At 44.0% G+C, this 14,964-nt stretch carries 16 protein-coding genes; 7 read left to right on the forward strand and 9 right to left on the reverse strand.

Features of this window, described 5'->3' with window-relative positions:
- Positions 1-10: 10 nt before the first annotated feature.
- Entirely contained in the window at positions 11-1,216 is a 1,206-nt protein-coding gene (locus CO230_RS09740) for a pyridoxal phosphate-dependent aminotransferase (RefSeq protein ID WP_122028422.1), read from the reverse strand.
- A 120-nt stretch (positions 1,217-1,336) separates the two neighbouring features.
- Positions 1,337-3,484, reverse strand: a complete 2,148-nt coding sequence (locus CO230_RS09745; RefSeq protein WP_122028423.1) for a M3 family metallopeptidase — start codon at positions 3,482-3,484, stop codon at positions 1,337-1,339.
- A gap of 53 nt (positions 3,485-3,537) precedes the next feature.
- Between CO230_RS09745 and CO230_RS09750 the strand changes: the two genes are divergently transcribed.
- Positions 3,538-4,332, forward strand: a complete 795-nt coding sequence (locus CO230_RS09750) for a head GIN domain-containing protein (RefSeq protein ID WP_122028424.1) — start codon at positions 3,538-3,540, stop codon at positions 4,330-4,332.
- A gap of 74 nt (positions 4,333-4,406) precedes the next feature.
- Here CO230_RS09750 and CO230_RS09755 read toward each other — a convergent pair whose 3' ends face one another.
- From CO230_RS09755 to CO230_RS09765, 3 genes are read right to left on the reverse strand one after another with little or no spacing between them, the layout of a single operon-like run.
- The gene (locus CO230_RS09755) at positions 4,407-5,201 is read right to left on the reverse strand and encodes a TPM domain-containing protein (RefSeq protein ID WP_122028425.1); all 795 of its coding nucleotides are present in this window, start codon (positions 5,199-5,201) and stop codon (positions 4,407-4,409) included.
- Complete coding sequence (locus CO230_RS09760) at positions 5,182-5,610, reverse strand: TPM domain-containing protein (protein ID WP_122028426.1); 429 nt, start codon at positions 5,608-5,610, stop codon at positions 5,182-5,184. Before CO230_RS09760 ends, CO230_RS09755 begins: the two co-directional genes overlap by 20 nt.
- The gene (locus CO230_RS09765; protein ID WP_122028953.1) at positions 5,610-6,218 is read right to left on the reverse strand and encodes a LemA family protein; all 609 of its coding nucleotides are present in this window, start codon (positions 6,216-6,218) and stop codon (positions 5,610-5,612) included. The genes CO230_RS09760 and CO230_RS09765 overlap by 1 nt, the downstream gene beginning before the upstream one ends.
- Positions 6,219-6,295: 77 nt before the next feature.
- Between CO230_RS09765 and CO230_RS09770 the strand changes: the two genes are divergently transcribed.
- Together CO230_RS09770 and CO230_RS09775 are read left to right on the forward strand one after the other, a co-directional pair.
- Complete coding sequence (locus tag CO230_RS09770) at positions 6,296-6,784, forward strand: dihydrofolate reductase (RefSeq protein WP_122028427.1); 489 nt, start codon at positions 6,296-6,298, stop codon at positions 6,782-6,784.
- A 123-nt stretch (positions 6,785-6,907) separates the two neighbouring features.
- Complete coding sequence (locus CO230_RS09775; protein WP_122028428.1) at positions 6,908-7,474, forward strand: DUF2892 domain-containing protein; 567 nt, start codon at positions 6,908-6,910, stop codon at positions 7,472-7,474.
- Between the two features lie 58 nt (positions 7,475-7,532).
- On the opposite strand, the gene CO230_RS09780 is transcribed toward CO230_RS09775, so the two are convergent.
- The 3 genes from CO230_RS09780 to CO230_RS09790 form a co-directional block, all read right to left on the reverse strand.
- Positions 7,533-8,168: a trimeric intracellular cation channel family protein gene (locus tag CO230_RS09780; protein WP_122028429.1), complete on the reverse strand. Its 636-nt coding sequence runs from the start codon at positions 8,166-8,168 to the stop codon at positions 7,533-7,535.
- 96 nt (positions 8,169-8,264) lie between these two features.
- On the reverse strand, positions 8,265-8,726 hold the full coding sequence (coaD, locus tag CO230_RS09785; RefSeq protein WP_122028430.1) for a pantetheine-phosphate adenylyltransferase: 462 nt from the start codon (positions 8,724-8,726) through the stop codon (positions 8,265-8,267).
- Between the two features lie 5 nt (positions 8,727-8,731).
- A complete protein-coding gene (locus CO230_RS09790; RefSeq protein ID WP_122028431.1) occupies positions 8,732-9,715 on the reverse strand; it encodes a D-alanine--D-alanine ligase in 984 nt (327 codons plus the stop codon).
- Positions 9,716-9,882: 167 nt separating this feature from the next.
- Between CO230_RS09790 and lpxK the strand changes: the two genes are divergently transcribed.
- The 3 genes from lpxK (at position 9,883) to CO230_RS09805 (ending at position 12,821) form a co-directional block, all read left to right on the forward strand.
- Positions 9,883-10,911, forward strand: a complete 1,029-nt coding sequence (gene lpxK, locus CO230_RS09795; protein WP_122028432.1) for a tetraacyldisaccharide 4'-kinase — start codon at positions 9,883-9,885, stop codon at positions 10,909-10,911.
- A 38-nt stretch (positions 10,912-10,949) separates the two neighbouring features.
- Positions 10,950-12,041, forward strand: a complete 1,092-nt coding sequence (gene dinB, locus CO230_RS09800; protein ID WP_122028433.1) for a DNA polymerase IV — start codon at positions 10,950-10,952, stop codon at positions 12,039-12,041.
- A gap of 105 nt (positions 12,042-12,146) precedes the next feature.
- On the forward strand, positions 12,147-12,821 hold the full coding sequence (locus tag CO230_RS09805; protein ID WP_122028434.1) for a YceI family protein: 675 nt from the start codon (positions 12,147-12,149) through the stop codon (positions 12,819-12,821).
- 116 nt (positions 12,822-12,937) lie between these two features.
- Here the strand turns inward: CO230_RS09805 and CO230_RS09810 are convergent, their stop codons facing one another.
- Positions 12,938-13,237, reverse strand: coding sequence for a hypothetical protein (locus CO230_RS09810; RefSeq protein WP_122028435.1), 300 nt, complete (start codon positions 13,235-13,237; stop codon positions 12,938-12,940).
- Positions 13,238-13,434: 197 nt separating this feature from the next.
- On the opposite strand from CO230_RS09810, the gene CO230_RS09815 reads away from it, so the two are divergent.
- The gene (locus CO230_RS09815; protein WP_122028436.1) at positions 13,435-14,931 is read left to right on the forward strand and encodes an alpha-amylase; all 1,497 of its coding nucleotides are present in this window, start codon (positions 13,435-13,437) and stop codon (positions 14,929-14,931) included.
- Positions 14,932-14,964: the final 33 nt, after the last annotated feature.

The raw sequence follows: 14,964 nt of genomic DNA on the forward strand, positions 1-14,964 counted from the left end.
ATCCTGTTTTTTAAATATTGAATTCGAGCTTATATTTCTGAAGGGCGTCATTCAGCAGTTCAGCACTGCGTTTTAGGTCTTCTTCTTTAAGCACATAGGCGATCCTCACCTGTTTCTTACCCAATTCCGGATTGCTGTAGAATCCTCCGGCAGGCGCTACCATAATGGTTTCATTGTTATGCGAATACACTTCGAGCAGCCATTGTGCAAATTTCTCGGAATCATCAACCGGCAATTCTGCCACACAGTAAAACGCGCCTTTAGGTTTTGGGCAAATTACGCCAGGGATCGCGTTCAGCAAATCTACCAACAGATTACGGCGTTTGGTATATTCTTCACGAACTTTTAAAATATAAGCAGTATCATTCTGGTGAGCCGCCGCTGCCGCGATTTGCCCTAACAGCACGGGACTGAGACGTGCTTGCGCAAAAAGCATGGCCGCATCATGGATTTTTTTAGAACGTGTAACCAGACAGCCAATTCTTACGCCACACATGGAGTAGCGCTTAGACTCGGAATCTATCACTATACAATGTTCTGTAAGTTCCGGGAAAGCCAGCATAGAGATTTGCTGCTGCCCATCGTAAACATATTCGCGGTACACCTCATCTGAAATGATGGTGATATCATGTTTAAGCGCAATTTCGGCCAGTTTCTTCAGTTCCTCGGCGGTGTAGAGATAACCGGTAGGATTCCCTGGATTACAGATAAGGATCGCGCGGGTTCTCGAAGTGATTTTCTTTTCAAACTCCTCTACCGCAGGCAGTGCAAAGCCAGTATCAATAGTAGAAGGCACGGCCACAACCTTCACGTTGAAGGTATTGGCAAAGCCGTTATAGTTCGCGTAGTATGGCTCTGGAATAATTACTTCATCACCATCATCACACAGGGTGGATATTGCGAAGTTCAGCGCTTCAGAACCGCCATTGGTTACAATAAAATTATTGGCCGACAAATCTGTAAAACCTAAGGAATGGTAATAGGTCTTCAACACTTCGCGATACTCGATATTACCTTCGGAAAGCGCATACTCCAGTACTTTTAAATCTATGTTTTTTATAGCATCCAGGGCAGTTTCGGGGGTTTCAATATCGGGCTGACCGATGTTCAGGTGATACACATGCACCCCTTTCTGTTTTGCCTGTATTGCGTAAGGCACCAACTTTCTGACTGGTGAGGCTGGCATTTCCTGCGCCCGCTTTGATATTTTTGGCATTTTATTGAATTTTTACAAAAATAAGCAAATTTTATCAGCCATAAATCAGTTCTTTACCTGAGCTATCGCACAAAAAAACCACAGGCAAAGCTGTGGTTTAACTATTTAGATAAAAGATGATTAATTACTTATAAAGCCTTTATTAATCAACAATGGCTTGATGTCGGGTGTTCTTCCTGTAAAATCTTTGTAAGCCTGATTCAGGTCCACAGAATTACCTACCGATAGAATATATTTCCTGAAACGGTCGCCATTCGCTCTCGTCATTCCCCCATTTTTACTGATCCAGTCCCACGCATCTGCGTTCAGCAGGTCGCTCCACATATAAGCGTAATATCCGGCTGAATAACCGCCACCCCAGATATGCGCGAAATAAGGCGAGTGATATCTTGGCGGAACTTGCTTAAGCGTAAAGCCATATTTGGTAAGCACATCTCTTTCAAAATCCAACGTTGGTTTGAACTGAGATGCATCTGTCACCGAATGCCAACTCATATCAATAATTGCAGCGGAAACCAGTTCTGTAGTGGAATATCCCTGATTGAAGGCTGCCGCGTTCTTTATCTTGTCAACCAGTGTCTGCGGCATTGGCTGCTTGGTTTGGTAATGGATCGCATAATTCTTTAGGATCTCTGGCTCCAAGGCAAAGAACTCATTGATCTGCGATGGAAACTCCACAAAATCCCGTGGGGTATTTGTGCCTGAGACTGAAGTATATTTTTGGTTAGCGAACAAACCGTGTAACGTATGCCCAAACTCATGAAACATGGTAGAAACATCGTCGTACGAAATAAGCGATGGCTTGCCCTCGGCAGGTTTTTGATAATTGAACACATTTACAATTACGGGTTTCTGACCTAGGATATGCGACTGCTCCACGAAATTGCTCATCCACGCACCACCGTTTTTATTGTTTCTGGTATAAAAATCAAGATAATAAAGCGCCATTGATTTTCCGTCATGATCGAAGACTTCATACACCACTACATCCGGATGGTACACCGGCAGATCCGTGCGTTTTTTGAAGGTGATACCGTAAAATTTTTCTGCCGCGTAAAAAACACCTTTCTCCAGCACAGCTGTTACTTCAAAATAGGGTTTTATGGCATTCTCATCCAAATCGTATTTGGCTTTTCTCACCTGCTCGGCATAGAAGTTCCAGTCCCAGGGTTCTACGGTAAATCCGCCTTTTTGTTTATTGATTAACGCCTGAATTTCATCACTTTCTCTTTTTGCTGTAGCGATGGCAGGTTTGGCCAATTGCGCTAGCAGGTTCATCGCATTTTCAGGTGTCTTGGCCATCTGGTCCTGGAGTTTCCATTCGGCGAAGGATTTTTTACCCAAAAGATGTGCTTTTTCCATGCGCAGTCTTGCCTGCTTTTCGAGGATATCGCGGGTGTCATCCGCATCCCCTTTTTCAGCACGGTACCAAGAAGCCTTAAATAACTTCTCTCTTGTGGCGCGGTTTTTCAGGTTTTGCAAAAGCGGCTGCTGCGTAGTATTAAGCAAGGAAAGCAGATATTTGCCTTCATGTCCGGCCTCTTTGGCGGCAGTAGCGGCGGCTGCCAGCTCATCGGCGGAAAGTCCGTCAAGCTCTTTAACATCTGAGATCAGCACCGCATTGTTTTTTCTGGCTTCTAACAAACGGTTTGAAAACTGGGTGGAAAGTGTCGCCATCTCCTGATTGATTTTCTTCAACTGCTCCTTTTTTTCAGCAGAAAGATTGGCCCCCGCAATCTCGAAGTTTTCGCGGTAAAGCGCTACGATTCTTTTCTCTTCAGCACCTAGGTTATTGGTATCAATCCCCTTTACCCTTTCATAAAGTTTTTCGTTAAGGTAAATTTTATCACTCAAGCCAGAGAATACCGGCGCGTATTCTTCTTCCAGCTTCTGCAAGGTCGGATTGGTGTTGGAACCTGTTAAATTATAGAAAACAATCTGGGCGCGCTTCAGCACTTCGCCACTGTTTTCCAGGGCGGCAATGGTATTCTCAAACGTTGGGCTGTCGGTATTATGGGCAATTTTATCAATCTCAGCCAATTGCACTTTCATTCCGTAATCAAATGCAGGTTTGAAGTGCTCGTCCTTTATTTTATCGAATTCGGGTGCCTGATATTGCAGCCCACTTTTTTTCATAAAAGGATTGGAGGACAAAGTGGCATCCGGAGCAGGGATTTCTTTAGTAGTAGCTTCTGTAGTTTTCATCGTAGTACATGCCGAATTAATTGCCAGCGAGTAAATTAATAATACGGAGGTAATATTTTTCATTTTTAAACTGTTAATTAGGGTAAAGATATTAATTTTAACCAAAACTAAACACCATGAAAACCAGTCTTTATTTATCCGCCTTTTGCGCAGCACTGCTGTCATGCAATATTAAATCTGAACACGTGCTGCCAGCCAGTTTCGCCCCGAAAGAAGGTAAAGAAACCATCACGAGTAAAGAATTTAATGTAAATTTTGATGAAATAAAAGTAGTACAGTCGATTTCCGCGGAAGTCATAAAAGCTGACACTGAAAAAGTTGTGATCTCTGCACCACAAGACATTCTGGAAGACATTTTAGTGGAAAATAACAACGGCAAGTTGGTGATACGCTTCAAGCCTGGACTTCAAATATCGGCACGGAACGTACGTGCTAAAATTTTCGCTAAAGATTTCCATACGATTGAGGCAGCTTCTTCTGCCCGTATTGATATCAAGGACCAGTTCACGCAAGACCAAACAGAAGTTGAGGTATCAAGTTCCGCGCAGATCAGCGGCCATCTTGAAGCCAATGAGCTCAGTATTGACGTCTCCAGTTCCGGCTTGTTCTCGGGGAAAGTCTGGGCGATAAATCTTGAGGCCGAAGCCGCTTCTTCCGGCAGCATACAACTGTCAGGAAAAACTAAAAACGCGGAACTTGACGCTTCTTCATCAGGAACTATAAACGCCATAAAACTAACAGCTGAAACCGCGGAAGCCAAAGCTACAAGCAGCGGAAGTGTAAGCATCAGCGCCATTAACCAACTAAGCGCCACCGCAAGTTCTTCGGGAAGTATCGAAGTTCTGAAAAAAGGGCCACTGAACATCATTACCCAAAATTCAGACAGTGGTGGTAGGATCGCCGTACGCTAACTTACAGACATTGATTTTGAAAAGCGAGCCTTGGGGAAGACTCGCTTTTTTTGATTTGTTGTGCATCCTAAGATTTACCAGCCGCCCGAGGCACCGCCACCACCAAAACTGCCGCCGCCACCAAAACCACCGAATCCGCCGCCTGATCCGCCACCAAAACCGCCGCCACCAAAACTACCGGGGAAAGGAAAGAAGCCACCGGGGTAAGTTCGCCGGCCACGTCTGGAGAGTATAACGTCATCGTCGTTGCCAAAGCGACCGCCACCGCCACCTTTATTGCCAAATAGCACACTCAGGATGATAATGACTACGAAAGCGATCAGAAGAATTTTAAAAACACCTCCACCTCCGGAAGTTTCTTTGGTAACCGGATGAAATTTGCCTTCTACCGCTTCCATCAGCGCGGTAGTGCCACGGTTGATCCCCTCGTAGTATTTCCCTTGACGGAAGTTTGGCGTAACAATATAATCCAGAATCTGGCCGGCAACCGAGGCCGTCAGGTATCTTTCGACCCCGCGGCCCTGCTGTATAGAGAATTTGCGGTCTTCTACCGCGATCAGAAAAACGATACCGTTATCCTGTTCTTTCTCCCCTATCCCCCATTCTTCACCGTACATCGTAGCGAGGAAATTAACATCCTCCCCTTTGGCATTCGGGATAATAATGACTGCGATCTCCGTAGAGGTGGAATCGGCAAAACTAATGAGTTTCCGGTTAAGCAGTTCCTCTTCCTGCGCTGTCAGCAGCTCTGCCTCATCATAAACCGGATACAGCACCGCAGGCTTTTTCGGCACAAGTTGGGCAAACGCCATCACCGCAATACCCAAAAGTAAGAAGGTGCATATTGTTCTAAGAGAAGGTAATCTCATTGGGAAGTTCGTTGCGATTTTCGCCCGAAAGCGGGAAATGTTTTTTTAACTCTTGGCCTGTTTCAAGAATTGCATTGCGGAGTCCTTCAAAATAATTACCGCGTGCAAATGAGGCTGTTATGCGGTCGTGCATCTGGTCCCAGAACTGCTGATGTACTTTCGCATGGATACCCTCGTCACCGATAATGGTAAGGTAATGCTCATCAAAATTAATATGGAACAGCACCGCATTTTTCTCTGCCGTTTGGTTCTGGCAAAGCGTTTTAAAGACATCAAAAGCTATCTCGGCATTGTTACCGCCAGAATAGGAGTCGATATGCACGCGGATTTCGCCAGTAGAGTACTTTTCCGCTGACTGAATAGCCTCTACAAGGGAAGCCATTTGCTGCTCTGTAAGAAAATTACTCATTAATTTGTAAAGACTTCAGGTGCTCTTTCTGCGCCCGCAGCCGCTTTAAAATAAGGTTTCTCTTTAAAATTGGTAAAATTGGCCAGAATATTATTCGGGAACGTTTTAATCGTAGTATTATAATCCTGCGCAGCCTCGTTGAAATACACCGTCTCACTACGGATACTGTTCTCAATGGCAGTATATTCGCGCTGGAAATTCAGGTACTGCTGGTCTGCTTTCAGGTTAGGGTAATTTTCTACCACGGCCATCAATCTGCTGAGTGCGCCACTAAGTTCGCCCTGCGCTGCCTGGAAACGTGCAAGATCAGCCTCGGTCATATTTGTAGGATCTACAGTGATTGAGGTGGCTTTCGAACGTGCCTCCACCACGTTGGTAAGGGTTTCTTTCTCGAACTGTGCGTAGCTTTTTACGGTTCTTTCCAGGTTGGGGATAAGGTTCGCGCGTTTTTGGTAAACCGTTTCTACGTTCGACCACTTGGTATTCACGTTCTGTTCTTTTGCGGTGAAGGTATTGTAACCGTTTTTCCCCCAGAAGAAAAGGATTACTACGATTACTACAAGAGCGATACCGATAGTCCCGGCGCTCATACATCCTCTGTTTTTCATAGTTTTTATTTTTATGTTTAAAGATTCGGTACCCAAATATACAATTTAAGTGCTAATTTTGCCAAAAACTAAAGAAAATGATAACGCTTGTGGTAGCTATGGGACTGAACGGTGAGATCGGAGCTGATAATCAGTTACTTTGGCACCTCCCGAAAGATTTAAAACATTTTAAGGAAATTACCAGCGGGCACCCGGTGATCATGGGCCGAAAAACGTATGAAAGCATCGGGAAGCCTTTACCGAACCGTACCAACATCGTGGTTTCGCGCAGAAATAACTGGTTTGAAGAAGGCGTACTGATTGTCGGCAGCCTGAAGGAAGCTTTAAAATTCGCTAAAAAAATTGATGAGTACATCTTTATCATCGGCGGTGGGGATATCTATAGACAAACCATTGAAGCCGCTGATAAATTAGAAGTGACCTTGGTGAATGCAACCATAAAGGCCGAAGTACACTTCCCGACAATTGATGAAAAACTCTGGACAAAAACAGCAGAAACCTGTTTTGAAAAAGATGAGAAGCACGCATATGAGTTCTGTTTCCAGACTTGGGAGCGGAAAAAATAATCCTTGAAAAATCGCCGGTCATGTGACTGGCGATTTAATTTTATAACCAGATATCTTTGGAGAAATAATTTACTTTGAATTCTGACTTGTGAAATCTATCTTTGCAACACTAAAATTATCGACATGAACAAATACATAAAATTTGTAATTGCCGCCCTGATGATTGCGGGCGGAATTTACCTGATGATGAACCGAAACATAGGCTGGGGCATCGTGATGGTGATTTTCTCTGCAATCCCCGTACTGCTTTTCTTCAAAAATGAATTCATACTGCTTGCCTTCTGGTTCTTACGAAAGCAAAATATGGAAAAAGCCTCAAAATGGCTTTCTAAAATCACCAATTTCAAGTCTCAACTCCACCGATCACAATTTGGGTATTTCCATTATCTGCAAGGCCTTACCCTCGCACAGGAACAACCCCAAAAGGTAGAGCCATACATGAAAAAAGCCCTGGAATACGGCCTTAACATGAAACATGACCGTGCTATGGCTACCCTGAACATCGCTGCTGGTGCCATGCAGAAAGGTCGCCGGCAAGAGGCCATCAAGCTGCTGGAAGAAGCCAAAAGACTTGACACAGCAGGTATGATGACCGAGCAAATAAAAATGATGAAGGACCAACTGAAAATGCCCTCTATGCAGAAGCACGTCCACAACCCGAATATGCGCCAACGAGGTCGCTTCTTCTAAAAACAAAACAAGATCCTGTCTGCTGAGACAGGATTTTTCATTATTATCCTTTGTGGCTTTACATTTCTGAATTTTGTTCAGCACCGTAAAACTTCGGCATTTGCCAATGATATTTCACAGCCAAGGTACGGATGGCTACAATGAGCAAAATAGTGAAAATCTGTATAAAAACATAGGAAAGCCTGCTGTAGTTTACCAGCAACAGAAAAGCGCTGCCACCCAAAATACAGGCGGTGGCATAAATTTCTTTCCGGAAAATGAGCGGAATACGGTTCAGCAAAATATCACGGATGATGCCGCCAAAACACCCGGTAATTGTACCAAGTGTAAGACAAATCACCGGATGCAGGTCGGCATTGAGCCCTTTTTGGATTCCCACAATGGTGAAAAGCCCAAGACCAAAACTGTCGAAAATAAAAAGAGTCACCTGAAACTTCTGCTCCAGCGACTTGAAAATCATGGAGACAATTGAAGTGACGAAGATCACCGTACACATCACCAAGTCGCGCATCCAGAAAACAGGCACGTCCAGCAGCAAGTCGCGCACGGTACCACCACCTACCGAAGTAATAAAGGCAATGATAAGCACCCCAAAGGGATCCAGCCGTTTCTGCATGGCCGCGAAACTGCCAGACATGGCAAAAGCCACAGTCCCCAAAAGTTCGATCAGGAGGTTTAGGTTTTCATGAACCATAGCGCTGAAAGTGGTTATGGATTATCTAAATAAGATTGATTTCTACGATCTGGTAAATTGAATATTAAACAGCATGCCAATAAAACTGCTGAATTTTTACACGCGTACAGTATCGGGCACCAACAATTCGTAATGGCCGCCGAAATTGATAATCTCTCGAACGATACTGCTGCTGATGAAAGATTTGCTGGCAGAGGTCAACAGAAAGATGGTTTCAATTTTATTATTCTTGGTAAGCTCTCGGTTGGTTTGCGCAATGGCTTTTTCAAACTCGAAATCTGCGGGATTCCGTAGGCCTCTCAAGATGAAGTTTACGCCCCGGCTTCGGCAGTAATCAATGGTAAGTCCTTCGAAATGATCTACCTCAATTTTCTCGTGTTTCGCAAAGGTATTTTTAATAAACTCCATTCGCTGCTCGAGGGAAAACATGTATTTTTTCTGTGAATTCTGCCCGATCGCGATGATGATCTTATCAAAAAGCGGAATGGCTCTTTCTACAATATCATAATGCCCCAGCGTAATAGGATCGAAGGATCCGGGAAAAACGGCAACTCTCATTAGTTTTATTTATTTAATGCTTTTTCTACCTCATTTCCACAAAGATCTTTAATCGAAATTCCGTAAATCTTTGCCTGTTGTGGCAGGATGGAGGCTGGTGAAAAGCCAGGATTTGTATTCATTTCCAGCATATATGGGATGCCGTTCATGATGATAAATTCGCTGCGAGAAAAACCGCTCATCCCGAGAGATTTGTAGGCTTTTTTAGCGATATCTTCAACTTGCAAACGGGTTTCTTCATCAATCCGGGCAGGCGTAATTTCCTCAGAGGCTCCTTCATACTTGGCTTCATAATCGAAAAACTCTTTATGAGGAACAATCTCAGTAATACCCAGCACGATAATTTGTCCCTGATAATCTACCACACCTACAGAAACCTCCATCCCATCAAGGGAACACTCTATCAACACCTCGTCATCTTCAGCAAAAGCCACCTCCAGCGCTTTCTGAAATTCCGCGGAAGTCTTTACTTTTGAAATCCCCAGCGAAGAACCTGACTGATTGGGCTTTACAAATAGAGGAAGGCCCAGTTCAGCGACCACAGTCTCTGCATTCACCTCATCTCCTTTACGGATATAGATGCTTTTGGCGGAAGGGATGCCATATTTTGAAAGTACCGCCAGGGTATCTTTCTTATTGAAAGTAAGGGCACTCTGGTAAAAGCCACAGCCGGTATATTTTTGCCCGATTGTATCCCAATATGCCTGCAATTCGCCGTTTTCGCCCGGACGACCGTGGATGATATTGAAGCATACATCAAATTTCACCTCAAACCCGCTGTCGAGACTTACCGAAAAATCTGCTTTGTTTACGGGGAGTTTCTGCCCACGGTCATCCAGGAAATACCACTCGTCCTTCAGGATGATGACCTTATAAACGTTGTACAAATCGCGGTCGAGCGAGTCATAAATAAGTTGGCCGCTTTTCAGCGAAACTTTATATTCATCGGAGTATCCGCCCATCACTACGGCGATATTTTTCTTTTTCATGGTAGATCTCTAAGTGAGCAAATTTAAAACAAAATGTTTGAAAAGCGCTGTACGCAGGCTACAATCTACATACTTTACTGCTGGCTGACTTTTCCACCGAAATTTAAATAACTAAAACAGCGTGCTACGTTTTTATTTTGGATACAGAAACCTTATTTTTGCACGGTATGAAAAGATGGTATCTCTACCCTTTTTCCATCGGTTATCATGTGGTTACGGCTGTACGTAACCGAATGTACGACTGGGGAATATTCAAATCAAAGAAGTTTAAAACTCCCATCATCAATGTGGGCAACCTCTCGGTAGGTGGCAGTGGCAAATCACCGATGGTGATGTACCTGGCTGATTTGCTGTCGCGGCATTACCGCACCGGTGTTCTTTCCCGTGGCTATGGGCGACTGACCAAAGGGTACGGAATCACCAATTACGATAGCAATTATAAAACGGTGGGTGATGAGGCGATGCAGCTGTTTGAAAGATACCGGAACCGCTTTGTCATCGGTGTGTCGGAAAAACGGGTGCCGGGCGCTAAAAAAATGATCGCAGATATGGATCTGGATGTGCTGGTACTGGACGATGCTTACCAACACCGCGCCATAAAACCGGGATTCAACATCCTGATGACCGATTATAACGACCCTTACTTCAAGGATTTTCTACTGCCTGCCGGTGATCTTCGCGAAAGCCGCAACGGGGCATCGAGAGCACAGATCATCATGGTATCTAAATGTCCGGAAGATATTACCGAAGAGAAGAAACAGTTTTATATTTCGCGCATCAGGCCGCAGCATAACCAGAAAGTCTTTTTTTCGAGTATTGGGTATGATGAGAACGTGTACAGTAAAGACAAATTTCTGCCCGACAACAATTTAGGCTATTACGATATTCTACTGGTAACCGGCATCGCGAACCCGAAACCTTTGCTGAAGCATCTTGCCAGATTCTCACAGCGTGTAAAGCACCTAAAGTTCAAAGACCATCACAATTTCACAGATCAGGACGTAAAAAACATCGTTAGCGAATACAAAAAACTCGGTGAGTATAAATTGATCCTGACTACAGAAAAAGATTACGTGCGCCTGAAAACCTTCGATTACCTCCGCGAATTGGTGTATTACTGGCCTATCAACGTCATTATTGACCGGAAGGAAGATTTTGACAACACTATTTTGCATTATTCAGACGCCAAACACTAAGTATCATCACCTTCAATTGAATTTAATAATTTTGCCGTATGACCCCGCAGCGCAAAATTATCCATGTTGATATGGATGCATTTTATGCATCTGTAGAGCAGCACGACAATCCCGAGCTTCGCGGCAAACCAATCGCTGTAGGTGGCGGGCAGTACGGTGTGGTGGCTGCCGCAAGTTATGAGGCCCGGAAATTCGGCGTACGCTCTGCCATGCCCGGGCGGCTGGCACAGCAAAAATGCCCACATCTAATTGTAGTGAAGCCACGTTTCCAGCGTTACAAAGAAATCTCGCTCCAAATCCGCAACATTTTCTATGAATATACAGACCTTGTAGAACCGCTTTCCCTTGATGAGGCTTATCTGGATGTTACTGAAAATAAAAAAGGGATGGAGTCTGCCAACAACATTGCCCGCGAAATCCGTACACGTATATTCGAAGAAACCGGCCTTACCGCATCCGCCGGAATTTCTGTAAATAAATTCCTGGCCAAAGTTGCCTCTGATTATAATAAACCGAACGGACAAAAAACCATCCACCCAAGTCAGGTCCTAAAGTTCATGGAAGAGCTACCGATTGAAAAATTCTATGGTATCGGGAAAGTTACAGCCAATAAAATGCATGAAATGCACATCTTCAAAGGTGCCGACCTGAAGAAAAAGACGCTGGAAGAACTTGTGCAACTTTTCGGTAAGTCTGGCAGTTACTATTATCAAGTCGTGCGCGGCGTACATAAAAGTGATGTAAAACCGCACCGGGTACAGAAAAGCGTAGGCGTTGAGGAGACTTTTTGGGAAAACCTGCTGGATGAAGAAGCTGTTTTTGAACAACTTAAAATCATCAGCGAAGACCTTGAAAGCAGGCTGCTGAAAAAGGAAATAAAAGGTAAATCTCTTACCCTGAAAATAAAATACAAAGATTTCACCCAATACACCCGCAGCACCACCCAAGATACATACTTCAGCGGTGCTACCGAATTTTTTGAAATGGCCAAAAAACTCTGGCAATTGCGCCCATTCGATAAGCCGGTGCGGTTGCTTGGCCTTTCACTTTCCAGCCTCAACACACAGGAAAAAAAACAGGTTTCCGTACAGTTGAAGATTCCTTTTGAAGAAGGTTATTTTTCGGACTAACCAACATCTAACAGAACTTTGGCTACTGTTCTTACCATAGGTCAATCTCAGACACAATAGTTCCGTGTAATTTTGCAGTTGAAAATAAACAATACAATTTATATCATGAAAAAACTATCAGTTCTGGCATTATCCGTATTTCTGTTTGCCGCATCTTGTAAAGAATCAAAGACCGATACCGCTACTGTAGCCACCGAACAGGCTGTTGCTGAAAACACTGGCGACACCTTCACCGTAAATACCGACAGCAGCACCGTTAACTGGAAGGCCTATCATAAAGGAGGTCTTAACCCAAGATTCGGGTTCACCAAGACCACCGGAACCCTGTCTGTAGAAAACGGAAACCTTACTTCCGGAAGCCTGGTATCAGACATCAATACGCTTACTACAAGTCCTGACGCGGTAGACCCGACTATGAACGATGGTAAAACATCTGCAGATCTTGACGGTCACCTAAAAAGTGCAGATTTCTTCGATGTAGCAAAATATCCTAATGTGAAATTCGATATTACCAAAGTGGAAGATCTTGCAGCCGGAACTGAAAGCAAAGTGGAAGGTGCCAACAAAACCATCAGTGGAAACTTGACCATTAAAGATAAAACAGTAAACGTTACTTTCCCGGCTAAAGTAGAAGTGACTGGAAATACGGTAAACCTGACTTCAAAATTCACCATCAACCGTCAGGATTGGGGACTGGCTTACGGAACCGAAGGCGATCCGAAAGACTGGATGATTTCTCAGGAAGTGGATCTTGAACTTAACATCGTAGCAGCTAAATAAACTGCCGGATATATCTTACAATAAAGGCTGCATCTTGGTGCAGCCTTTTTTATTGTCCATACTTTTAAAATCAGTTATAAAAACTTTCGATCATGTTTTTATCACCAAAATCTCCATTAACTGTTAAGCGTAATTTTATCCAGGATATGATGCGTAGGCGTTTGCCCGGAAATCGTGATGAGTTTCACATGTTCTGGCAATACATTTTCCTTTAAATTCTGAATAAAGAAACTTGATTTTTCACCAAACAGGCGTAAATCTACAATCACCGCTTCCAAGTTCGCCTGCGAGCAGAGGTTAAAGACGCTTTGGGTTTCGGTAGGTTTCAGCACCTCAAACTTTTTCTGCTTTAGAAAATTAGAGACTCTGGACAGCGGATATATTTTATTATCGAGGATAAGAACTTTACTTTTCATAATTCGTTTTCAGGTATTTATACAATTACAGTGCCTAATCGTGCCAAAGTATGTAAAAGATTCATTTTTAATAAGATATTTTCTTCATCTGATGATTTTAATAGGAGACCTAACCATGAAAATCAAACCACACAAACCCACCCTCCTCTGTTTGGGGATGGTTTTTGCTACCTACAGTGCATTAAACATTTTTATGCATGAACCCGACGATGATTCAGTATTTCCATTGGTATTCCGATGGGGATTCCACACTATATGATGAGGTAAAAGAAAACGCAGCGTATCTGAAACAACTTGGCATCTCCGCAGTATGGCTGCCACCGGCCTACAAAGCCTCTGGTGGTGGGTTTTCCGTAGGTTACGATCCTTATGACCTCTACGACTTGGGCGAATTTGACCAAAAAGGCACTATTGCCACCAAATATGGCTCCAAGGAACAGTATCTTTCTGCCTGTAAAACCCTTCAAAACCATCAAATCTCTGTCATCGCAGATATTGTACTGAATCATAAGGCAGGCGGCGATGAGAAAGAAGTCTTCCATGCTATCAAAGTCAATCCAGAGAACCGCCTCGAATACCTTTCAGAACCCTTTGAAATTGAAAGTTATACCAAATTCACCTTCCCTGGCAGAAATGGGCAGTATTCAGATTTTGAATGGAATTTCACCTGTTTTTCCGGGGTAGATTTTGCCGAAGGCGAAGAAGGCATCTTCCAGATCATACATGAACATGGGGAAGGCTGGGAGGACATGATTGATGATGAAAAAGGCAATTACGATTACCTGATGTATAATGACATCGAACACCGTAACCCATTTGTGCGGGAAGAGCTTAATACCTGGGCTCAGTGGTACCATGACCAGGTTTTCTTTGATGGTGTAAGACTGGATGCCGTGAAACACCAGTCGCCGGATTTCTATAAAGAATGGCTTTACACCCTGCGCACCAATACCGGCAAAAACATTTTTGCCGTTGGCGAATATTGGGCGCCAGGCGAACTCCACCTGCTCGAAAGATATATTGAAGCTACCGAGGGTTGCATGAGCCTGTTTGATTCCTCATTGCAAAATAATTTTCACCAAGCTTCTTTATCTGGTGGCGATTATGACCTACGAACGATATTTGATGAAACATTAACGCAAGCCAACCCTACCCTTTCAGTCACAGTAGTTGACAATCACGATACCCAACCGCTTCAGGCACTGCAAGCGCCAGTTGAAGAATGGTTCAAACCTTTGGCATATGCGCTCATCCTTTTGCGGCAAGATGGGTATCCCTGTGTATTTTATCCAGATCTGTTTGGGGCACATTATACCGATAAGGACCATGAGGGCAACGATCAGGAAATCTTCTTAAATAAAGTGGACGGTATCGAGGCATTACTGCAAGCCCGACAATTATTCGCCTATGGCACGCAACATGATTACTTCGATGAAGCCCATTGCCTGGGCTGGGTTCGTGAAGGTGATGCCGAACATCATGGCTGCGCGGTCGTACTAAGCAACAGGGAAGCCTCTTACCGTGCGATGGCGATCGGGGAGAGATATGCAGGGCAACAGTTTTACGACTATCTGGGCAGGTGCAGCGAGCAGGTGATTATTGATGAAAACGGTTGGGGGAATTTTCCGGTGCCGGCCGGGAATGTTAGCGTTTGGGTAACGACAGCACACCAAAATCCAACCCCGAATAATTAGTCTTAAAATATACTAATATGCAAGGTAAATAAA

Source organism: Chryseobacterium sp. 6424, assembly GCF_003692615.1.
Lineage (GTDB): Bacteria > Bacteroidota > Bacteroidia > Flavobacteriales > Weeksellaceae > Kaistella.